Annotated in this window: 20 protein-coding genes and 2 pseudogenes; 12 read left to right on the plus strand and 10 right to left on the minus strand. The window is 71.9% G+C overall.

All coding sequences use genetic code 11. The features are described 5' to 3' along the window. Positions 1 to 59: 59 nt before the first annotated feature. Genes LWP59_RS12495 through LWP59_RS12535 form a run of 9 tightly spaced genes read right to left on the minus strand, consistent with a single transcriptional unit; the run spans position 60 to position 8,627 of the window. Positions 60 to 557: a LeuD/DmdB family oxidoreductase small subunit gene (locus tag LWP59_RS12495; protein ID WP_144633167.1), complete on the minus strand. Its 498-nt coding sequence runs from the start codon at positions 555 to 557 to the stop codon at positions 60 to 62. Continuing rightward, complete coding sequence (locus LWP59_RS12500) at positions 554 to 1,810, minus strand: 3-isopropylmalate dehydratase large subunit (RefSeq protein WP_144633169.1); 1,257 nt, start codon at positions 1,808 to 1,810, stop codon at positions 554 to 556. The genes LWP59_RS12495 and LWP59_RS12500 overlap by 4 nt, the downstream gene beginning before the upstream one ends. Then, positions 1,807 to 3,075, minus strand: a complete 1,269-nt coding sequence (locus tag LWP59_RS12505) for an aconitase/3-isopropylmalate dehydratase large subunit family protein (RefSeq protein WP_144633171.1) — start codon at positions 3,073 to 3,075, stop codon at positions 1,807 to 1,809. Before LWP59_RS12505 ends, LWP59_RS12500 begins: the two co-directional genes overlap by 4 nt. Then, complete coding sequence (locus tag LWP59_RS12510) at positions 3,072 to 3,566, minus strand: LeuD/DmdB family oxidoreductase small subunit (RefSeq protein ID WP_144633173.1); 495 nt, start codon at positions 3,564 to 3,566, stop codon at positions 3,072 to 3,074. The genes LWP59_RS12505 and LWP59_RS12510 overlap by 4 nt, the downstream gene beginning before the upstream one ends. Further along, the gene (locus LWP59_RS12515) at positions 3,563 to 4,642 is read right to left on the minus strand and encodes an ornithine cyclodeaminase family protein (protein ID WP_144633175.1); all 1,080 of its coding nucleotides are present in this window, start codon (positions 4,640 to 4,642) and stop codon (positions 3,563 to 3,565) included. Before LWP59_RS12515 ends, LWP59_RS12510 begins: the two co-directional genes overlap by 4 nt. After that, on the minus strand, positions 4,639 to 5,568 hold the full coding sequence (locus tag LWP59_RS12520; protein ID WP_144633177.1) for an aminopeptidase P family N-terminal domain-containing protein: 930 nt from the start codon (positions 5,566 to 5,568) through the stop codon (positions 4,639 to 4,641). Before LWP59_RS12520 ends, LWP59_RS12515 begins: the two co-directional genes overlap by 4 nt. Beyond that, positions 5,568 to 6,701 (minus strand): M24 family metallopeptidase, encoded by a 1,134-nt coding sequence (locus tag LWP59_RS12525; RefSeq protein ID WP_144633179.1) that lies wholly within the window; start codon positions 6,699 to 6,701, stop codon positions 5,568 to 5,570. Before LWP59_RS12525 ends, LWP59_RS12520 begins: the two co-directional genes overlap by 1 nt. Then, positions 6,698 to 8,110, minus strand: a complete 1,413-nt coding sequence (locus tag LWP59_RS12530) for an MFS transporter (protein WP_144633181.1) — start codon at positions 8,108 to 8,110, stop codon at positions 6,698 to 6,700. The genes LWP59_RS12525 and LWP59_RS12530 overlap by 4 nt, the downstream gene beginning before the upstream one ends. A 40-nt stretch (positions 8,111 to 8,150) precedes the next feature. Next, complete coding sequence (locus LWP59_RS12535; RefSeq protein WP_186383037.1) at positions 8,151 to 8,627, minus strand: MarR family winged helix-turn-helix transcriptional regulator; 477 nt, start codon at positions 8,625 to 8,627, stop codon at positions 8,151 to 8,153. Positions 8,628 to 8,876: 249 nt separating this feature from the next. On the opposite strand from LWP59_RS12535, the gene LWP59_RS12540 reads away from it, so the two are divergent. The 11 genes and pseudogenes from LWP59_RS12540 to LWP59_RS40950 all read left to right on the plus strand — a co-directional run. Further along, positions 8,877 to 10,082, plus strand: a complete 1,206-nt coding sequence (locus LWP59_RS12540) for an extracellular solute-binding protein (RefSeq protein WP_186383038.1) — start codon at positions 8,877 to 8,879, stop codon at positions 10,080 to 10,082. Between the two features lie 29 nt (positions 10,083 to 10,111). Beyond that, positions 10,112 to 11,233: an ABC transporter ATP-binding protein gene (locus LWP59_RS12545; RefSeq protein ID WP_144633187.1), complete on the plus strand. Its 1,122-nt coding sequence runs from the start codon at positions 10,112 to 10,114 to the stop codon at positions 11,231 to 11,233. Next, complete coding sequence (locus tag LWP59_RS12550; protein ID WP_222425403.1) at positions 11,233 to 12,150, plus strand: ABC transporter permease; 918 nt, start codon at positions 11,233 to 11,235, stop codon at positions 12,148 to 12,150. Before LWP59_RS12545 ends, LWP59_RS12550 begins: the two co-directional genes overlap by 1 nt. 4 nt (positions 12,151 to 12,154) lie before the next feature. After that, the gene (locus LWP59_RS12555; RefSeq protein ID WP_144633189.1) at positions 12,155 to 13,042 is read left to right on the plus strand and encodes an ABC transporter permease; all 888 of its coding nucleotides are present in this window, start codon (positions 12,155 to 12,157) and stop codon (positions 13,040 to 13,042) included. Continuing rightward, entirely contained in the window at positions 13,039 to 13,770 is a 732-nt protein-coding gene (locus LWP59_RS12560; RefSeq protein WP_144633191.1) for a cupin domain-containing protein, read from the plus strand. The genes LWP59_RS12555 and LWP59_RS12560 overlap by 4 nt, the downstream gene beginning before the upstream one ends. Before the next feature lie 20 nt (positions 13,771 to 13,790). Beyond that, positions 13,791 to 14,873, plus strand: coding sequence for a LacI family DNA-binding transcriptional regulator (locus LWP59_RS12565; RefSeq protein ID WP_144633193.1), 1,083 nt, complete (start codon positions 13,791 to 13,793; stop codon positions 14,871 to 14,873). Between the two features lie 84 nt (positions 14,874 to 14,957). Then, positions 14,958 to 16,103, plus strand: coding sequence for a Gfo/Idh/MocA family protein (locus LWP59_RS12570; RefSeq protein WP_144633195.1), 1,146 nt, complete (start codon positions 14,958 to 14,960; stop codon positions 16,101 to 16,103). Next, positions 16,100 to 17,257 (plus strand): dihydrodipicolinate synthase family protein, encoded by a 1,158-nt coding sequence (locus LWP59_RS12575; RefSeq protein WP_144633197.1) that lies wholly within the window; start codon positions 16,100 to 16,102, stop codon positions 17,255 to 17,257. Before LWP59_RS12570 ends, LWP59_RS12575 begins: the two co-directional genes overlap by 4 nt. Next, the gene (locus LWP59_RS12580; RefSeq protein WP_144633199.1) at positions 17,254 to 18,075 is read left to right on the plus strand and encodes a sugar phosphate isomerase/epimerase family protein; all 822 of its coding nucleotides are present in this window, start codon (positions 17,254 to 17,256) and stop codon (positions 18,073 to 18,075) included. Before LWP59_RS12575 ends, LWP59_RS12580 begins: the two co-directional genes overlap by 4 nt. After that, positions 18,072 to 19,160 (plus strand): Gfo/Idh/MocA family protein, encoded by a 1,089-nt coding sequence (locus LWP59_RS12585; protein WP_144633201.1) that lies wholly within the window; start codon positions 18,072 to 18,074, stop codon positions 19,158 to 19,160. Before LWP59_RS12580 ends, LWP59_RS12585 begins: the two co-directional genes overlap by 4 nt. Further along, positions 19,157 to 19,723: pseudogene (locus LWP59_RS40950) on the plus strand (DUF6807 family protein); the annotation flags it as partial. The gene LWP59_RS12585 and the pseudogene LWP59_RS40950, both read left to right, overlap by 4 nt. Positions 19,724 to 19,729: 6 nt before the next feature. Here LWP59_RS40950 and LWP59_RS40955 read toward each other — a convergent pair. Further along, a pseudogene (locus tag LWP59_RS40955) lies at positions 19,730 to 19,975 on the minus strand (hypothetical protein); the annotation flags it as partial. Between LWP59_RS40955 and LWP59_RS40960 the strand changes: the two are divergent. Next, the gene (locus LWP59_RS40960; RefSeq protein ID WP_373299728.1) at positions 19,905 to 20,090 is read left to right on the plus strand and encodes a DUF6807 family protein; all 186 of its coding nucleotides are present in this window, start codon (positions 19,905 to 19,907) and stop codon (positions 20,088 to 20,090) included. The pseudogene LWP59_RS40955 and the gene LWP59_RS40960 sit on opposite strands and share 71 nt — an antisense overlap. Position 20,091 lies beyond the last annotated feature (1 nt).

The raw sequence follows: 20,091 nt of genomic DNA on the forward strand, positions 1-20,091 counted from the left end.
GTTCCCGCCGGGGGCGGCACCGGAAGCGCCCCCGCCGGAGGAGAAACCCCGCCGGTTCTTCAGGCGAAAAGATCGCTCCGCGAAGCCGCCAGCTTGATCAGGCCGCCCGCCTCGAGCATCTGCAGCAGGAACGGGTCCGCGGGCTCGGCGCTGCGCGTCGCGCCCGTCGTTTCGTTGCGGAACTCGCCCGTGGCGATGTCCACCGTGATCTCGTCTCCGTCGGAGACGAGGGCCGTGGCGCCGTCCAGTGCGAGCGCGGGCAGACCGATCTCGAAGCAGTTGCGGTAGAACGTCCGCGCGAACGTGTCGGCCACGACGCAGCCGATTCCCGTCGCCCGCAACGCCTTCGTCGCGATCGCCCGGCCCGAGGACTGGCCGAAGTGCCGCCCCGCAACCACGATGTCACCCGAGCGAACCTGCCGCGGGAACTCCGGGTTGAGGTCCTCCAGCACATGCCTGACGATCTCCTCCATCGGCTCGAACACGTACTTGGACTTCACGAGCCGGTCGGTCGGGATGTTGTCGCCGAACTTCCAGCAGCGGCCGGTGAACCTCATGCCCGCACCTCCGTGGGATCGGTGATGACGCCGGTCAGCGCCGCCGCCGCGACCGAAGCCGCCGACGCCAGGTACATCCGCGCCTCCGGGCTTCCGTTGCGGCCGGGGAAGTTGCGCGAATGCGTCGAGATCATCGCCTCGCCCGCCGCCATCGCGCCCATGTTGTAGGCCTGGTTCGACCCCGTGCTCGGCGGGAACCAGGTGGCGCCCGCCTCGTGCAGCGGCAGCACCAGGCCCTCCCGCATCGCCTCGGTGAACACCTCGCGGCTCGAGGGCACGATGTTGAACCGCACCGAGGGGTGCACCGCCCGCCCCGCAAGAAGCGCGGCCGCGATCCGGATGTCCTCCAGCCGCCCGCCGCCGTGCCCGCCCAGCTCCGCCCAGCCGACCGCGTTGCCCGCCACGTCGGCGACCGGCTTCACGTTGCCCACAGTGGGCGGACAGGCCACCTGCGGGCCCACCTCGCCGACATCGAAGCGCAGCACCTGCGCGGCCTCGCCGCCGTCGCTGCGCGGGAACTCCGCGGGCAGCTCGCCGGGCAGGCCGCGCAGGAAGGCTTCGGTCGCGTCGTCCGGCTCCACGAAGCTGCACTTCGCGCCGAGATCCACGCACAGCAACGGGAACAGCCACCGGTCCCAGAACTCGAGCTGCTTGACGTACGGCCCGGCGAACTCGACCGCCGCGTAGTTCAGCTCGCCCTCGCCGATCCGCGCCACCAGCCACAGCGCGATGTCCCGCGCCGAGGTGCCCGGCTGCGGGGTGCCCGACAGTTCGATCCGTACCGTGTGCGGCACCTTGAACCACGCCTTGCCGTAGGGCAGCACGGTTCCGGCGTGGGAGTCGTTGCCCAGCGCCACGGCGAGCGCGCCGACGGTGCCGTGCACGGGCGTATGGCTGTCCGAGCCGACCACGATCATGCCCGGCTTGACCAGCCCGCGCCGCACGAGCACGTGGTGCAGGTTGCCGTTGCCGCAGTCGAACAGCCGGATGCCGTGGCGCGCCGCCCAGTCGCGGTTGGCCTGCAGCACCGTCGCCTGCTGCTCGGTCGGCGGGGAGAAGTGGTGGTCGAACACCATCACCACGCGGTCGGGATGACGCACCTTCCCGCCGACCTGCTTGTCGAACACGCCCGCGGTCAGGTAACCGGACAGGTCGTGCATGATCAGCCGGTCCACGTTCGCGATGACGATCTCCCCGGGCTCGACCGACGACCGTCCACTGGCGCGGGCGAGGATCTTCTCGACGACATTCATCCCGCCACCGCCATGATCTCCGCCGGGTGGGCGATGCTGCCGCGGATCGCGGTCGCCGCCGCGGTGGCCGGGCTGCCCAGGTAGATCTTCGAGTCGTAGCTGCCCATCCGGCCCTGGAAGTTCCGGTTGGCGGTGGAGAAGGTGGCCTCGCCGTCGGCCATCGCGCCGCCGTTGCCCGCGCACGCCCCGCAGCCGGGGTTGGTGATCATCGCGCCGGCTTCGATGAGCGTGCTGACGATTCCGTCCGCGGCCGCCTTCGCCATGACCGTGGCCGAGGCGGGCGTGACGATGAGCCGCACCCCGTCGGCCACCCGGTGCCCGGCCAGTACCCGAGCCGCGATCGCGAGGTCGTCGTACTTCGCGTTGGCGCACGAGCCGATGAACACCTGGTTCACCTTCGTGCCCGCGACCTCGTCCACCCCGACCACGTTGTCGACGGTGTGCGGCACCGCGACCTGGGGTGTCAGCGACGAGCCGTCGACGGTGAGCCGTCGCTGGTACTGCGCGCCCGGGTCGGGCAGCAGCACCTCGTAGTCCCGCGCGCCGGCCTCGTCGAGGTAGCCGACGGTGGTCTCGTCCGGGGCGACGAAGGCGTTCTTCGCGCCCATCTCCATGGCCAGGTTGCAGAACGTCATCCGCTCCGACACCGACATCGCCTCGGTGAACGAGCCGCCGAACTCGACCGAGCAGTAGGTGGCCCCGTCCGCGCCGAGGTCGCCGATGAGCCGCAGCATCACGTCCTTGGGGTAGGTGCCGGCCGGCAGCTCGCCCTCGACCTCGACCCGGATGCTCTGCGGCACCTTCATCCACAGCTTCCCGGTGACCCAGGCCGCGGTGATCTCGCTGAAGCCGACGCCGGTGCCGAACGCGCCCAGCGCGCCGTAGATCGTCGAGTGCGAGTCGGTGCCGATCACCAGCTGTCCCGGCTTGATCAGCCCGTGCTCCATCAGCACGATGTGCGCGATGCCGGCGTTGACGTCGAAGAAGTGCCGCACGCCCATCCGCTGCGCGAACTCCCGGCACAGCTGGTGGTCCGCCGCCGTCTTCGCCGTCTGCGCCGGGGAGATGTGGTCCATCACCATCGCGATGCGGCCCACGTCGTAGAGCTGCTCGACGCCCATCCGCTCCAGCGTCCGGATGCACCGCCAGCTCGCCGTGTGGCTCATGTACAGGTCGGGATAGGCGTCCACGATCTGCCCCGGGGCGAGGTCCTGCTCGCCCGAGGCGCGCTCGAGTGCCTTCTGCGCGAAGGTCTTGGGGGTCATGCGTTCCTCCGCATCAGGTAGGGGATGAGACCCCCACTGGCCAGGATGTCCTTGATGCCCTGCGGGTAGGGCGCGAAACCGAAGCGCTGCTCGCCCACCTCGACCACACCCGCGTCGTGGTCGACCCAGACCGGGGTGTCCTCGCCGACCGCCGCGACCGCCTCGGGGCACTCCACCGCGATCAGCCCGGTGTTGATGGCGTTGCGGAAGAACACCCGCGAGAACGAGACGGCCAGCACCGCCTTGATGCCCGCGCCGATCAGGCAGCTCGCCGCCTGTTCCCGGGCGCTGCCACAGCCGAAGTTGCGCCCGGCGACCAGCACGTCGCTGCGCCGCAGGTGCTCCTGGACCTCCCGCCCGAGCGGTTCGAACGCGTGCTCGCCCAGCTCCTGCGGGTCGATGCTGACCAGGTAGCGGCCGGGGATGATCACGTCGGTGTTCACGTCGTCGCCGAACAGGATCGGTGCGCCACCGGTTCTCGTGTCCGTCACGGGCTCGTCTCCTCCAGGAACCAGTCGGTGGGCACGACATGACCCAGCTCGCGCTCCTCGGCGAGCTTCAGCGCGCGGGCGCACACCGCCGCGAACTGGATGCCCATGCCCGTGTTGTTGGCGAAGACCGTCACGTCGTCATGGCCGGCGCGCGCGGGCCCGTCTTCGAGCAGGACATCGCCCAGCTCCTTGATGTCCTCCCACTTCATCCGGCCGCGCTCGACCGGGCCGAGGATGTCGAACTGCTTGTCGTGGTGGACCTGCTCGCGCGAGAGCACCACGATCCGGTCCGCCCGGTCGAACGTCGCGTCGTCCAGCTCGCGCCGGGTCGCCGTGCCGTCCGGTGAGGTGATGGCGGTGACGTGGGCGCCGGCCTCGAGCCACGCACCCTCGAAGCAGGGGTCCATCGCCGCGGTCGCGCAGGTGACGATCCCGCAGCCTTCGACGGCTTCGCGCGGGCTTTCGGCCGCGACGATCCGGCGTCCGGTGCGCTCGCTCCACGTCTTGGCGAAGGTCTTCCGGTGCTCCGGCGTCGGGCTGTGGACCCGGACCTCCTCGATCTCCGGGCGCACCATGAGCAGGCACTCCAGATGGGCCTCGGCCTGCCAGCCGGAGCCGAACATGCCCGCAACCCGGACGTCCGCATTGGACAGTTCGCGGATGCCGAGCGCGGAGGTCGCGCCCACGCGCATCTTCTGGATGAAGCTGTCGTGCAGGATCGCCAGCGGCTCCAGGGTTTCCATGCTGTAGAGCGTGACCAGCCCGACGTAGCGGCCACCCGGCGCGGCGGGGATCAGGCGCCGCCGCTTGACGCCGCTGGGCAGTGTCTCGACACCCGCGATGTCCGACGTGATGCGCAGCGCCCACACCCCGCTGGAGACGTTGCCGCCCTCCTGTGACTTGAAGCGGAACCGGAAGCCGGGATGCCGCGGGTCCTCCACCGGGAAGTAGGTGTGGTTGCGGGGGCGGTTCGCGCCCAGCCCCGAGGAGAGCTCGCGGTAGGCGGTCTCCAGCGCGTCGATGGTCTCACCGGGGGTGAGCACCTTCTCGACGTCCGCATTGGACAGGATCCTCATGCGGTCAGCACCTCCGTTCCGGAGTTCGTGACGAGTACGGTGTCGGCGGCGACCGCGCCGCCGTCCTCCACGGCGACCACGACGACCTCTCCGGCGTTGAGCACGCGGTCGCCGGACTGGCCGGCGTACTCGCCGTCGGTGGACAGGTCGGCGTGGTGCACCACGCGGGCACCGCGCACCGCGCCGGTCCGCACCCCGTCGCCGACGGTGCTCACGGCTTCGCGCAGCCGTTCGGCCAGCGAGGCGTCGCGGGCCACGCGCAGCCAGCTGTTGCGGTACTGCCCGGTGATCTCCACGGAGGTCGGCGTCGCGCGCACGAGCACATCCGTGAACCCGCCAGAGCGGACCACCCGCTCGGCGGCGGAGATCTTCTCCTGACCGGGCAGGCCGTCGGCCGCGGTCGCGGCCTCGGCGAGCACCGCGCCTGCCTGCCGCAGCAGGGACTTCTCCGGCTCGGAAGGCTGGAGGCGGAACTGCCGCACCAGTCCTTCCAGCGGGCGCACCACCCAGCCCGGGGCGGCGGCGCCCACCTCGTCGATCAGCGCGGTCGGCCACAGGCTCGCGTCGACGATGCCGAGCGTGCCCGGCCGGCGCTCGTCCAGCAGCGCGGCGACCAGCGCGCCGAACGCCTTGCCGCTGCGCAGATCCGTGAGCGTGGAGGTCCGGCGCATCCAGGTGTGCACCCGCGGCGACAGCTTCGTCAGCAGCGCGGGCTCGCCGTCGACGGGGATCGCCAGCATGCCCTCGTTCCAGTAGATGCACAGGTTGCTCAGGTAGGCGATGTCGTCGGAGCGGTACACGTCGCCGTAGACGAGCGCGACCTCGACACCCTCCGCGCCGAGCTGCTCGCGGACCCGGTCGATGCGTTGCCGCCACTCGGCTTCCGGGATCTCGGCGGGGTCGAGGACGACCAGGCCTCGCTTCATCAGGCGTTCACCTCGTTCGTTTCGAAGAGCTTGCGCTCGGTTTCGAGCAGGACCTCGCAGCCGTCGGCGGTGACCCGGACCGGGTCGCCGAGCACGTGGTAGCCCGCGATGGGGGTGTAGGTGTTGGGGTGGATGATGAACACCGCGTTCTCCGGCAGCACCGTGTGGTTGCCCTCGATGATCGGCGTCTCGTCCAGGTGCAGCCCGTGGCCGTGGCCGCGGACCCGGGTGTACTGGCTGGTGCAGTACTCGCCGTAGCCGTGGTGGCGGAAGACGTCGTTCTGCGCCACCGCCACCTCGTGCGCGGTGATGCCCGGCTTCACCACCGCCATCCCGGCCTCGACCGCCTCGTTGAACAGGTCGAAGGAGCGCTTCTGCGCGTCGCTGGCGCGCCCGACCACCGCCGAGCGGCAGATCTGCAGCCAGTACCCGTCCATCTGGGGGGTGAGCTCGGTGCGCACCATGTCGCCGGTCTCGAGCAGCCGGGCCGAGGGCGGGGTCATCCCGCGCACCTCGTCCTTGCCGGACGCGATCAGCATGAAGTTGTCCTCCGCGCCGAGCCGCTTGATCTCGGCCTCGACCGCGGCGACGATCCGGTACTCGGGCAGGCCGGGTTCGAGCACGTCGACGAACGCGCGCCAGCCCGCCGCGCACACCTTGGCGCTGCGCCGCATCCTGGCCAGCTCCCACTCGCTCTTGACCAGGCGGGCGTTGTCCAGCATCGCGGTGGCGGACACGATCTCCGCGCCCGGCAAGGCTTCCCGCACCAGGTTCAGCAACATCGACGGCAGCAGCTCGTAGTGCGCGATGCCGACCCGGCGGGCACCGCTGTCGCGCAGCCCGGTGACGAACCCGGCGGGCTCGGCGGGGTCCAGGAACCGCGCGTCGGTGACCCAGCCGCGGGCGGTGATCTCCGGGATGTCCTGGCGCCGGGTGGAGTAGGCGACCGGGTCGCCGGTCGCGGGCAGCGCGACGAACGCCGCGCTGCCGCCCACCCGCGCGTCGGCCAGGTAGCGCACGTTCTCGCGGCGCCAGCCCGGTCCGAACGCGAGCAGCAGGTCCAGTCCCGCCTCGGCCATACCCTCGCGGACCCGGCGGTGGCGCAGGTCCCGCTCTTGCAGGTCGTTCGTCATTCGTTCCCCAATTCCACAGTGGTGCGTACCAGGTTCTCGGCGTTGCTGTCCGGAGTGGACATCTCGGTGGCGATCTCCTCGACGCTCTTGCCGCGCGTCTCCAGGGTCGCGATCAGCCCGGCGGTCGCCGCGATGGCCGAGATGACGGCGAAGAGCAGGAAGAAGACGTAGGAGGAGGCGTGCCAGGACAGCACGAACCCCACCGTGACCGGCATCAGCAGCCCGCCCACCTTCTGCCAGGCCGCCGCCCAGCCCAGGCCCGTCGCGCGGTTGGCGGTCGGGTACAGCTCGCTGGCGTAGACGAACAGCGTGCTGCCCGCGACCCCGCTGCCGAAGAACGTCGCCAGCGCCCCGGTCAGCACCACGGCGGAGGTGCCGGAGACCGCGCCCCACAGCAGGCACAGCAGCCCGCTGAGCAGGAACGCCGGCGCCAGCGCCCAGCGGCGGCCCAACCGGTTGACCAGCTGGCCCGCGACCACCGCGCCGGCGACGCCCGCGGCGGTGATGATGCCGGTGTAGGCGAAGCTCGACAGCAGCCCGATGCCATGTGACTTCAGCACCGTGGGCAGCCAGGTGGACAGTCCGTAGAGGAACGCCCCGGCGCAGACCTCCATCACCCAGATCGCGATGGTGTAGCGGGAGTACCTGCCGCGCAACAGGTCCCGTACCGAGCCGGCGGCGTTGCCGTGTGCCGCCGGCGGGTCCGCCTGCCCGGAACCCGGCGCCACCGAGCCCCGGGTGAGCAGCTCGACGATCTCGGTGGCCTGCTCGCGCTTGCCGCGCCGCAACAGGTAGCGCACGGATTCGGGCAGGGTCAGCGCGACCAGCAGCGCGATCAGCACCGGGATCGTGCCGACGAAGAACATCGAGCGCCAGCCCAGTGCGGGCACGATCCCGATCGCCACGGCCGACGCGACCGGCAGCCCGATCAGCCAGGCCGCGGTCGCGAGCGTGACCAGCGGCCCGCGCCTGCGGGTCGGCACGAACTCCGCGATGTAGGGCAGCACGATCGCGATCTCCGCGCCCAGCCCGATGCCCTGCACGGTGCGCGCGGCGACGAGCACCGGGTAGTTCCACGCGGCCGCCGCCAGCAGCGAGAACCCGCCGAAGATCAGGATCGACAGCGCCAGCGGGTACCGGCGACCCAGCCGGTCGGAGACGATGCCGGCCATGGCCGCCCCGACGAGCATGCCCGCGAACAGCGCTGAGCTGAGCACCCCGGCCTCGCCGCTGGTGAGCGCGAAGGCCGCGATCACCCCGGGCAGCACGAAGCCGGTGAGGTTGATGGTGAAGCCGTCGAAAAAGTGTCCCGCCAGCGCGGTCAGGTAGAACCGCGTGTGCGTCCGCGTGAAGGGGGAGTGGTCCAGACGGTGCAGCAGCTGCCCGTCCGTGCCGCTTGTTCTGGCCATGGGTGGTGACACCTCTCTGTGCACGACCACCCCTCGACCGTCAGCGATCGTCGAGAAGGCTCTCGGTCTCGGAGTAGAGCCGGTGCATGACGGTGAGGAGATCTGCTCTGATGTGCTCGTCCAGCCCGGCGGTGAGCTCCGCGCTGAACTTCTCCAGTGCCAGGCGGCCCGCCTCTTGGGCCTCGCGCCCGGCCGCGGTCAGCGCCAGTGCCATGGTGCGCCGGTCCGCCGCTTCCGTCTCACGGGTCAGCAGTCCCTGCTTGACCAGCTTGTTGACGCTTTCGGACATGGTGGGCGGGTTGCGGTGCGCGAGGCGGCACAGCGCCATCAGCGATGTGTGCCCCGCGTCGACCCTGGAGAGGATCCGGTACTGACGGATCGTCAGCGGCACGTCGAGCCCGGCGAGGATCTCCGTCTGCAGCCGGGTCAGCCGGCCGGCGAACGACAACAGTGTCTCCCCGAAGGGCTGTGCGGCCGGGCTGCCCGGTGCCGCGGGACGTGCTTGGTCCTTGCTCACTTCGCCCACCAGAACTTTCGGTGCCCGAAACATTGACGAGCTGACCGTACCTCCGCCCCCGTATCGCTGGCAAGGGCCTTTTCGCGAGGTGGTTCGCTTGCTGTTCAACGGCTTCCGGGCGAGCGGGCGGAACCGGGCGGGGCCGCCGGAGCCCGTTGCACATCCAGGGACTCGTGTCGTACGGTTCGGGAAAGCGGTTTCCGAAACGACAGCGAAGTCGTCGTCGCGGGCTCACAGGAAGGTCGGCCAGTGGCTCGTCGAGGTCGTGCCCTGATCCTCGCCGTGGCGGTCGTGCTCGCGGCGGCGGTGACGGCGGCGTGCAGCCCGCCCAGCCTCAGCGCCGCGCCGGAGCACATCACCCCGCGAAAACCCGGGCACCCGATCACGCTCACGCTGCTCGACGGGTCCGGCGACCTGCAGGTCTACCAGAAGATCTACAACGACTTCGCCAAGGCGCACCCGGAGCTGGTCAGCGGGATCCGGTACGAGACGGCGTCCTCGCCGGACGTGCTGGGCAAGCTGCGCGCGCAGGAGCTGAGCAACCACGTCGACACCTCGCTCATCCTGGGCGGCACGGACATCGTCGGCGCGCTGCAGCAGCAGAAGCTGCTCACCCCGCTGCTGCCCGACCACCAGGACCTGCTGCCGGATCTGAGCAAGATCCAGGACCCGCCGCGCGCGAAGCTGCAGGCGCTCGTCGGCGGCGCCGGGATCATGAACCTGTGGAGCCCGAGCGGGCCCGCCTGGGAGTACGACACCAAGCACGTCCCCGCGCTGCCGGGAAACCCGCAGGAGCTGCTGGCCTGGGCCAAGGCGAACCCGGGGAAGTTCACCTACGCGCAGCCGCCGAACTCCGGACCCGGACGGCAGTTCATGATGTCGCTGCCCTACGAGCTGGGCGATGCCAACCCCGCGGACCCGGTCAACGGCTGGACCAGGACCTGGGACTACCTGCGCGAGCTGGGCCGCTACGTCGCCGCCTACCCGGCCAGCTCGACGATCATGAACAAGCAGCTCGCCGACGGCAGCGTCTGGATCGTGCCCACGTCCACCGCCTCGGACTTCAACAACCACCGGCAGAACGTGTGGGGCCCGGACGCGGACATGGGCATCCTCGCCGACCAGGCGTGGATCATGGACGGGCACTTCATGCTCGTGCCCCGCGGGGTCTCGCCCGAGACGCTGTACGTCGACCTCGCCTTCATCAGCTGGGTCCTGCAGCCGCAGCAGCAGGTCCGCACGTACGAGTCGGGCACGATCAGCCCCGCCGTCACCGACGCCCCGCTCACGCAGGCCGGCGACGCGGGCAAGGCCGCCGTCGCGAAGTTCGGGCGGCCCGACTTCCTCGCGCAGGCCTTCAGGACCGGCACCGTCAACGCCCCGCTCGATCCGCTCGTCCTCCGCACCGCGTTCGACCTGTGGCAGCGCAAGATCGGCAGCCACGTCGGCGAATGACGCCCGGTCCCCGGACAGGAAGGCACCCCATGACCAGCGTTTCCCCCCAGCCGTTCACGTCACTGCGGCTGGACCGCATCTCCCGCCGGTTCGGCCGGATCGCCGCGCTGAGCGAGCTGTCCCTCGAGGTCGCGCGAGGCGAGTTCCTGGCGCTGCTCGGCCCGTCGGGCTGCGGGAAGTCGACCACGCTCAGCTGCCTGGCCGGCCTGCAGCCGCTGTCCTCGGGCAGCATCTGGCGCGACGAGGAGCGGATCGACACCCTGCCCGCCGAGAAGCGCGGCTTCGGCATGGTGTTCCAGAACTACGCGCTCTTCCCGCACCTGTCGGTGCAGCGCAACGTCGAGTTCGGCCTCGCGATGCGCAAGGCCGGCCGCGACGAGCGCCGGGAGAAGGCGCGCGCGGCGCTGCGCACGGTGCAGCTGACCGGGCACGAGCACAAGCGGCCCGGCCAGCTCTCGGGCGGCCAGCAGCAGCGGGTCGCGATCGCGCGGGCGCTGGCGTTCCAGCCGCAGATCGTGCTGATGGACGAGCCACTGTCCAATCTCGACGCCGGGCTGCGGGTCGAGCTGCGCGCGCAGATCAAGCGGCTGCACGAGTCGCTCGGCCTGACGACGGTCTACGTGACGCACGACCAGAGCGAGGCGCTCTCGCTGGCGACCACCGTCGTGGTGATGCGCGAGGGGCGCGTCGAGCAGATCGGGCCGCCCGAACAGCTCTACAGCGCCCCGGAATCAGCGTACGTCGCGCGGTTCATGGGCTACCGCAACACGTTCACGGCCACCGTCGAGCAGGCCGACGCCTCGCACGCGCGGGTCGCCGTCGGCGGCGACACTCTGCAGGGCTCGCTGATGTCCGCCGCGCCGGTGGCCCGCGGGGACGAGGTCACCCTCGCGATCCACCCGGACGACCTGGTGCTCGCCACCCCCGGCGAGGCCGGCACGATCGGGGCCACCGTCGAGGTCGTCGAGTATCACGGCCGGGCCGTCGAGGCCGAGGTCTCCACCGCGAGCGGCGAGGTGCTGCGGCTGAGCACCGACCAGCGGGTGCGCCGCGGCGACACGCTCGCCCTGCGCGTGCGCCCCGAGCGGGTGCTGGTCTACCCGGGCGCGGAGACCTCGCAGCTGCGGGAGCTCGCGGAGCAGGTCGCGTGATGGCCACGGCCGCACCCGCCCGCCCGGCGATGGCGCCAGAGCAGGCCACCCAGTCGCTCGGCGCGCGGCTGGCGGACCGCGGCATCGACCGGGCCCTGCTGCTGCTCATCCCGGCCGTCGCGATCGTCGGCCTGCTGTTCGTCTACCCGTTCGTCTACGGCGTGCTGATCTCGTTCAGCCCGGAAAACGGGGGAGCGTGGGCGAACTACCGCGACTTCTTCACCGACCCCTACCAGAGCCAGACCATCTGGTACACCGTGCGGCTCGCGCTGCCGGTGGCGGCGGCGAGCCTGCTGATCGCGCTGCCGCTGGCCTACCGGCTGCGCCGGGACTTCCGCGGCAAACGCGTCATCACGCTGCTGTTCCTGCTGCCGGTGACGCTGGGCAGCGTGGTGCTCTCGGAGGGGCTGACCACGATCTTCTCGCCGTCGGGCTGGGTCAACCTGGTGCTGGGCGGGATCGGCCTCGGCCCGGTCTCGGTGCTCTACAGCTACTGGGGCACGTTCGTCGCCGGGGTGCTGGGCATCGTGCCGCTGATGTTGCTGCTGCTCATCGGGTTCTTCGGCGGGATCGACCCCGCGCTGGAGGACGCGGCGGCGACCCTGGGCGCCGGGCGCACCGTGCGGTTCTGGCGGGTGACCTTCCCGCTGGTGCTGCCCGGGCTGGTCACCACGCTGAGCCTCGCGCTCGTCGAGGCGTTCGCGATCTTCCCCTCGGCGGTGCTGGTCGGCGAGCCCAACGCCTCGACCCACGTGCTGTCGATCCCCATCTACGAAGCCGCCCAGCAGCGGTTCGACTACTCGGCCGCCTCGGCCGACGCCACCATCATGGTGCTCGTCGAACTGCTCGTGCTGGGCCTGCTGACCGCACTCCGGACGCGCCTGTACCGGGGCGCCGCCAGCGGTGGAAAGGGCTGAGACCATGACAACCACGCTCACCGCCCCGCCGGTCGTCGCCGGCCCGGCCGGAACCCGCCGCCGGGATCCCCGCAGGTTCACCCTCACCGGCGTGCTCACCTACACCGCCGCCGGCTGCTTCGTGCTCGTCCTGCTGGGCCTGTTCGCCGCCCTGATCCTGGAGTCGTTCGCCACGGCGTGGCGCGGCGGCTGGCTGCCTGCCGGGTTCACCGGCTCGTGGTTCGCGCAGGCCTGGAACGACCCCGCGTACGGGGTCTCGAGCCACCTGCTCACCACGTTCGAGATCGGCGTGAGCGTCATCGTGATCTCGGTGCTGGCCGGCGTGCCCGCCGCGTACGTGCTGGCCCGGCGCAGCTTCCCCGGCAAGTCGCTGGTCATGGTGCTGCTGGCGCTGCCGATCCTGCTGCCGCCGCTGACGTACGCCACCCAGCTGTCCTCGCTGATCTACACGATCGGGCTGGGCAGCACGCTGCCCGGCGTGATCCTGTCGAACCTGGTGCCCGCGCTGCCGTTCGTGATCCTGGTGATGACCCCGTTCGTCGAGCAGGTGCGGCCCGACGTCGAACAGGCCGCGCGGATGTGCGGGGCGAACACCTGGCACCTGTTCGGCCGGATCATCGGCCCGTTGCTGTTGCCCGGGGTGCTCGCCGCGAGCATCCTGACGCTGGTCCGGGTCTTCGGTGCGTTCGAGCTGACGTTCTTCGTGGCGGGCCCGCAGAGCCAGTCGCTGATCGTCGCCGTGTTCGGCGCGGCGGCCAACCCGGCGGGCTCGGCGCCACCGCTCGTGGCGGCGATGGCCGTGTGCTACATGGCCACGTCACTGGTGGTGTTCGCGCTCGCACTGTCCTTTGTGAACCCGACGCAGATCGTCTCGCGCGAGAGGAAGTCATGACCGAGCAACCGCTGCTGCCCGGGGGAGTGGGCCTGTCCCGGCTGCGGGTGTACCCGTGGGACACCGCCGACGGCCTGCACGGCGGCTCGCCGCACCTGCACCTGACCTGCACCGAGTGCTACTGCGTGCTCGGCGGCACCGGCGAGCTGCACACCCTGACGGCCGAAGGCCTGCGGAAGGTCTCGCTCGCCGCGGGGGACGCGGTGTGGTTCACCCCGGGCACCATCCACCGCGCGGTGAACACCGGCGATCTGCGGGTGCAGGTCGTGATGCAGAACGACGGGCTGCCCGAGGCCGGGGACGCGGTGCTGACCTTCCCGCCGGAGTACCTGGCGAGTCCGCAAACGTATGCGTCGGTCGCGTCGCTGGGCAACGGCGGGGCCGCGGAGCGGGAGGAGCGTGCCCGCCGCAGGCGGGACCTCGCGATCGCCGGGTTCGGCGAACTCGTCGCCGGCGGCCCGCGAGCACTGGAGGAGTTCCACGCCGCCGCCGTCGCCCTCGTGCGGGACAGGCTCGACGAGTGGGAGAAGGCCTGGCGGGAGAAGGCGCTGGCGGCGGCGAAACGGACCGGCGCGCAGATCGAAGCGTTGCGCCGCGGCGACGGCAGCCATCTGCGGGAGGCCACCGTCGCCCGGCTCGCCGCCCCGCCGGAAAGCGCCTTCGGCATGTGCGGCTACCTCGCGCCCTATCCCCGCGAAGGCGCGACCACCCCGCCTGCCGGGACCTGATGCCTGGCAGGATCGGGCCCATGGACACCGGCTCCGGGCAGACCGGCCGCCGGGCCCGCCCCGCGCGGCCCCGGTCGTCGGTGACGCTGCTCGACGTCGCCCGCGCCGCCGGGGTGTCCCTCGCGACGGCCTCGCGCGTGGTCAACGGCAGCGTGAGCCGCCGTCCCGCGCCCGAGCTGATCAAGAAGGTCACCGAGGCGGCCGAACGGCTCGGCTACAGCGCGAACGCGTCCGCGCAGGCGATCGCGCGCGGCGTGAACTCCGTGGTGGGGCTGATCGTCTCCGACATCGCCGACCCGTACTTCTCCTCGATCGCGGCCGGGGTGACCGCCGAGGCCGAGGAGCAGGGCCTGCTGGTGACCCTGGCCAGCACCAAGGGCCGGCCGATGCGCGAGGTCGAGTACCTCGGCGCGCTGCGCCGCCAGCGGCCGATGGCGATCCTGCTGGTCGGCAGCCGCCGGGCCGACCCCGCGGCGGAGCAGCGGCTGATCCAGGAGCTGCGGGCGTTCCGCGAGGACGGCGGGCGGGCCGCGGCGGTCAGCCAGCCGACGCTGCAGATCGACACCGTCGCGGTGCGCAACGCCGAGGGCGCCGCCGACCTGGCCCGCGCACTGGTCGCGCAGGGCCACACCCGGTTCGGCGTGCTCAGCGGGCCCGCGGACCTGCAGACGGCGGCGGAGCGGGTGACCGGTTTCCGCGGCGGCCTGCGCGGCACCGGGGCGCGGCTGGCGGCGCGCAACCTGCAGCACGGCGAGTTCACCAGGGACGGCGGCCAGCAGGCCGCGCGGGAGCTGCTGGAGCGGTCCCCGGACATCGGCTGCCTGTTCGCGGTCAACGACGTCATGGCCATCGGCGCGATGGCCGGCGCCAGGGAGTTGGGCTACCGCGTGCCCGAGGACCTGGCGATCGCCGGGTTCGACGACATCCCGTCCGCGGCGGACACGTTTCCCCCGCTCAGCACGGTGCGGATCGACCTGGAGGCGGTCGGGCGGGACGCCATGCGGTTCGTGCTGGAGCAGTCCGGTGCCGCCGCGCCGCGGGTGAAGTACGTGACCGGCGACGTCATCCTCCGCGCCAGCACCGATCCGTCGCCCCCGGGCTGACACCCGGTTTTGCCCCTTGCTCCGGGCGGGGCCCGGACTCTATGTTGGGGAAAGCGCTTTCCACGATTTGGAGGCTGGAAGTTCATGGACACCATCACCGTCGCGCTCAACGGGGTCACCGGGCGGATGGGCTACCGTCAGCACCTGGTGCGTTCGATCCTCGCGATCCGCGACCAGGGCGGGCTCGACCTCGGCGAGGGCCGGAAGGTGCAGGTCGAGCCGGTGCTGGTCGGCCGCAACGAGGCGAAGTTGCGCGACATCGCCCAGCGGCACGACGTCAAGCGCTGGAGCACCGACCTGGCCGCCGTGCTCGCCGACGACGAGGTGCAGGTGTACTTCGACGCCCAGCTGACCTCGGCCCGCGGCGGCGCGCTCGCCGCCGCCATCGCCGCGGGCAAGCACATCTACACCGAGAAGCCCGTCTCGACGACCGTCGAGGAGGCGGTCGCCCTGGCCCGCCAGGCCGCCGAGGCCGGGGTCACCGCGGGCGTCGTGCACGACAAGCTGTTCCTGCCCGGCCTGCTCAAACTCCGGCGCCTGGTCGAGGGCGGCTTCTTCGGCCGCATCCTGTCCGTGCGCGGCGAGTTCGGCTACTGGGTGTTCGAGGGCGACTGGCAGGAGGCGCAGCGACCCAGCTGGAACTACCGCATCGAGGACGGCGGCGGGATCGCCGTCGACATGCTCTGCCACTGGAACTACGTGCTGGAGAACCTGTTCGGCCGGGTTCGCAGTGTCTCCGCGGCCGCGGTGACGCACGTGCCGACGCGCTGGGACGAGAGCGGGAACGCCTACGACGCGACGGCGGACGACGCCGCGTACGCCATCTTCCAGCTCGACGGCGGTGTCATCGCCCAGATCAACTCCTCCTGGTGCGTCCGCGTGCACCGCGACGAGCTGGTCGAGTTCCAGGTGGACGGGACCGAGGGCAGCGCCGTCGCCGGCCTGCGCGACTGCGTGGTCCAACACCGGGCGCAAACCCCGAAGCCGGTCTGGAACCCCGACCTGCCCGCGGCCTTCGACTTCCGCGCCGGCTGGTCCCAGGTGCCCGACAACGACGAGTTCGACAACGGGTTCAAGGCGCAGTGGGAGCTGTTCCTGCGCGACGCGCTCGCCGGGCGGCCACACGTCTACGACCTGATGTCCGGCGCGCGCGGGATCAACCTGGCCCAGGCCGGGCTCGCCGCCTCGGAGCAACGGCGGTGGGTCGACCTGCCGGAGCTGTCGCTGTGAGCGCCGTGACGATCCCGGTGGACGGCGGCGTCCGCCGGATCACCCTGGGCGAACCGGGGGACTGGCCGAAACCGGCCGCCCCCGCGCAGAGCCGGGTGGCCTACGCGGCGGCGCACGTCGTCGCGGATCCCCGTGGCGACAACGGGTTCGGCGCCCCGGCGGTGCTCGACTGGGAGTCCACACTCGCGTTCCGGCGGCACCTGTTCTCCTACGGCCTCGGCGTCGCCGAGGCGATGGACACCGCGCAGCGCAACATGGGCCTGGACTGGGCGGTGACGCAGGAGCTGATCCGCCGCAGCGCGCGGCAGGCCCTCGACAGCGGTGCGCGGATCTGCGCGGGGGCCGGGACCGACCACCTGCCCGCCGATGTGCGGTCCCTCGGCGACGTGGCCGCCGGGTACGAGGAGCAGCTGGCGGTCGTCGAGGGTGCGGGCGCGCGGCCGGTGCTGATGGCGAGCCGGCAGCTCGCCCGCCTCGCGCGCACGCCGGAGGACTACCTGACGGTGTACGACCGGGTGCTGCGGCAGGTGCGCGGGCCGGTGATCCTGCACTGGCTGGGGGAGATGTTCGACCCACAGCTGGCCGGTTACTGGGGCTCGAGCGATCTGGCGAAGGCGACCCAGACCGTGCTGGGGCTGGTGCGCGAGCACGCCGACGTGATCGACGGGATCAAGACCTCGCTGCTGGACATCGAGCACGAGGTCGGCCTGCGGCGCGCGCTGCCGCCGGAAGTCCGGCTCTACACCGGCGACGACTTCCACTACGACGAGCTCATCGAAGGCGACGAACACGGGCACAGCGACGCGTTGCTCGGCGCGTTCGCGGCGATCACCCCCGCCGCCTCCGCCGCGCTGGCGGCGCTCGACCGGGACGACCACCAGGCCTACGCGGCCGCGCTGAAGCCGACGGTCGCCTTGTCCCGGCACGTGTTCGGCGCGCCGACCCAGTACTACAAGACGGGCATCGCCTTCCTGGCCTGGCTTTCCGGGCACCAGCCGGGGTTCGTCATGGTCGGCGGGCTGCAGAGCGCGCGTGGCCTGGTGCACCTGGGCGAGGTGTTCCGGCTGGCCGACGAGGCCGGGTTGTTCCCCGACCCGGAGCTGGCGGCGCGCCGGATGCGCGGGCTGCTCGAGGTGAGCGGGGTGGCGCAATGAGGTTGTCGGTCAACCAGATCACCGTGGCCGGTCGCGACACCCGCGAGCTGGTCGAAGGCTGTGTGCGGCATGGCATCCCGGCGGTCGGGCTGTGGCGGGAGCCGGTGGCCGAGGCCGGGATCGAGGAGGTCGCGAAGCTCGTCGCGGACGCCGGGATCCGGGTGTCCTCCTTGTGCCGTGGCGGTTTCTTCACCGGCGGGGACCGGGCGGCGCTGGAGGACAACCTGCGTGCCCTCGACGAGGCGGCCGCTCTCGGCGCCCCGTGCCTGGTGCTCGTCGCCGGCGGCTTGCCCGCCGGATCCAAGGACCTGCCGGGCGCGCGCGCCAAGGTGATGGCGGCGCTGGAGTTCCTCGCGCCCGAGGCCGGGGCGCGCGGGGTCCGGCTCGCGGTGGAGGCGCTGCACCCGATGTTCTGCGCCGACCGCGCCGTCGTCTCCACCCTCGGCCAGGCGCTCGCGCTGGCCGAGCCGTTTCCCGCGGAGCAGGTCGGCGTCGTCGTCGACACCTACCACCTGTGGTGGGACCCGCGGCTGGCCGAGGACCTGCCGCGCACGGCCGGGCGCATCGCGAGCTACCAGGTGTCCGACTGGTGCCTGCCGCTCGCCGCCGACACCCTGCGCTCGCGTGGGCTGCCTGGCGACGGTCACATCGACCTGCCGGCCTTCACCCGCGACGTGAGCCGGCTCGGCTACACCGGCGACGTCGAGGTCGAGGTCATGAACGCCGAGGTCGCCGCAAGGCCGCTCGACGATGTGCTCGCCGACCTCGTCCGCCGGCACCGCGAGCTGATCGCCCCGCACCTCCAGGAGCAGCGATGAAGCCCTTCCGCGCCGCCATCGTCGGCACCGGCAACATCGCCCGCCGGCACGCCGAGTCGCTGCGCCGGATCGCCGAGGAGACCGGCGAGGTCGCGCTCGTCGCCGCTGCCGACACCGACCCGGACCGGCTGGCCGCCTTCACCGCCGAGTTCGGCATCGAGGCCGGCTACGCCGACGCCGAAGCCCTGTTCGCCGGCACCGAGGCCGACCTGGTGCACATCTGCACCCCGCCGGGCGCGCACGTGCCGGTGGCGCTGGCCGCGCTGGAGGCGGGCAGCCACGTCGTCGTCGAGAAGCCGGCCACGCTCACCCTCGCCGAGTTCGACCGGCTCATCGAGGCCGAGAAGCAGACCGGCAGGTACGTCGCGACCGTGTCGCAGCACCGCTTCGGCTCCGGCGCGCTGCGCATCCGCGAGCTGCTCCGCTCGGGCATCGCGGGCAGGCCGCTGCTCGCGCTGTGCAACACCACCTGGTTCCGCGACCAGGCCTACTTCGACGTCGAGTGGCGTGGCCGCTGGGACACCGAGGGCGGCGGCCCGACGATGGGCCACGGCATCCACCAGATCGACCTGATGCTCTCGATCCTGGGGGAGTGGACGTCGGTGAGCGCGCTGGCCCGGCAGCAGGCCAGGGTGATGGAGACCGAGGACCTGTCGCTGGCCCACGTCGAGTTCGCCGGTGGCGCCGTCGCCTCGGTGGTCAACAGCATCCTGTCCCCGCGCGAGGAGAGCTACCTGCGCTTCGACTTCGAGCACGCGACCGTCGAGCTGACCCACCTCTACGGCTACACCGACGCGGACTGGCGGGTGACCCCGGCGCCCGGGCACGAGGAGGAGGTGACCGCGGCCTGGGCAGCGGGACCGTCCCAGGTGCGCAGCGAGCACCTGGCGCAGTTCCGCGAGGTCGTCCGGGCGCTGCGGGACGGCACCGCCCCTCCGGTGTCCACTTCGGACGCCCGCCCGACTCTGCAGCTGATCGCCGGGATCTACGCCTCGGCGTTCACCAGGTCCGCCGTGCGGCCCGGCGACCTCGGCCCCGAGTCGCCGTTCTACCGGTTCATGCAGGGCGCCGGGCCGGTGTGGTGAGCGGGCTCGCCCTGCACCACGACGAGGACGCCGCGGTCTCGGTCGCCTGGCGCGGCACGGAGCTGTTCCGCTACGTGCACGTGCCGGGCGAGCCCGCGCTGGAGTCGCCGAAGCCGTTCCTGCACCCGATGCGCAGCCTCGCCGGGGACGTGGTGAGCCTCTACCGGCCGCACGACCACATCTGGCACAAGGGCCTGTACCTGGGCGTGGCGAACTACGGCGAGCACAACGTGTGGGGCGGGCACACGTGGGTCCCCGGCGAGGGCTACCGGACCTGGGACGACCACGGCCGGATCCGGCACGAGTCCTTCGACCGGCTCCAGCTGTCCGGCGGCGTGGTCCGGATCGTCGAACGGCTGTGCTGGGAAGGCGCGGACTCACCCGACTTCCCTCCCGCGCAGGAGGTCCGCTCGTTGTCGGTGCACGTCGACGGGGACGCGTGGGTGCTCGACTTCGCCGGCGAGCTGACCAACGTCGCGGACCGTCCCGTCGTGCTGGGCAGCCCGACCACGAAGGGGCGCCCGCAGGCCGGCTACGGCGGCCTGTTCTGGCGCGGGCAGCCGCGGGTCGGCGCCCAGATCCGCGAAGACCAGCGTGCTGCGGCGGTCGCTCTCGTCGTGCCGGCCGCGCATCGCCATCCACCGCCCGTCCGCGCCCATCAGCTCGTCGCCGCCGACGCCACCGGGCACCACGACCTCGGCGCTGCCGGCGAACGAGCGCGGATCGCGCCGCTGGTTCGTGCGCGTGAACCCGTACGCGTGCCTGGGCTCGGCGCCGTTCTTCGACACCGAGTACACGTTCGAGCCGGGGGACACCCTCCGGCTGCACTACCGGGTGGCCGTCGCGAACGGCCTGCTCGACCCCGCCACGTGCGCCGCACTGGCTGGGAAAGCGCTTTCCGGAACCGCCGAGGAGAAGGGACAGCCGTGAC

It is taken from the genome of Amycolatopsis acidiphila (genome assembly GCF_021391495.1).
Lineage (GTDB): Bacteria > Actinomycetota > Actinomycetes > Mycobacteriales > Pseudonocardiaceae > Amycolatopsis_E > Amycolatopsis_E acidiphila.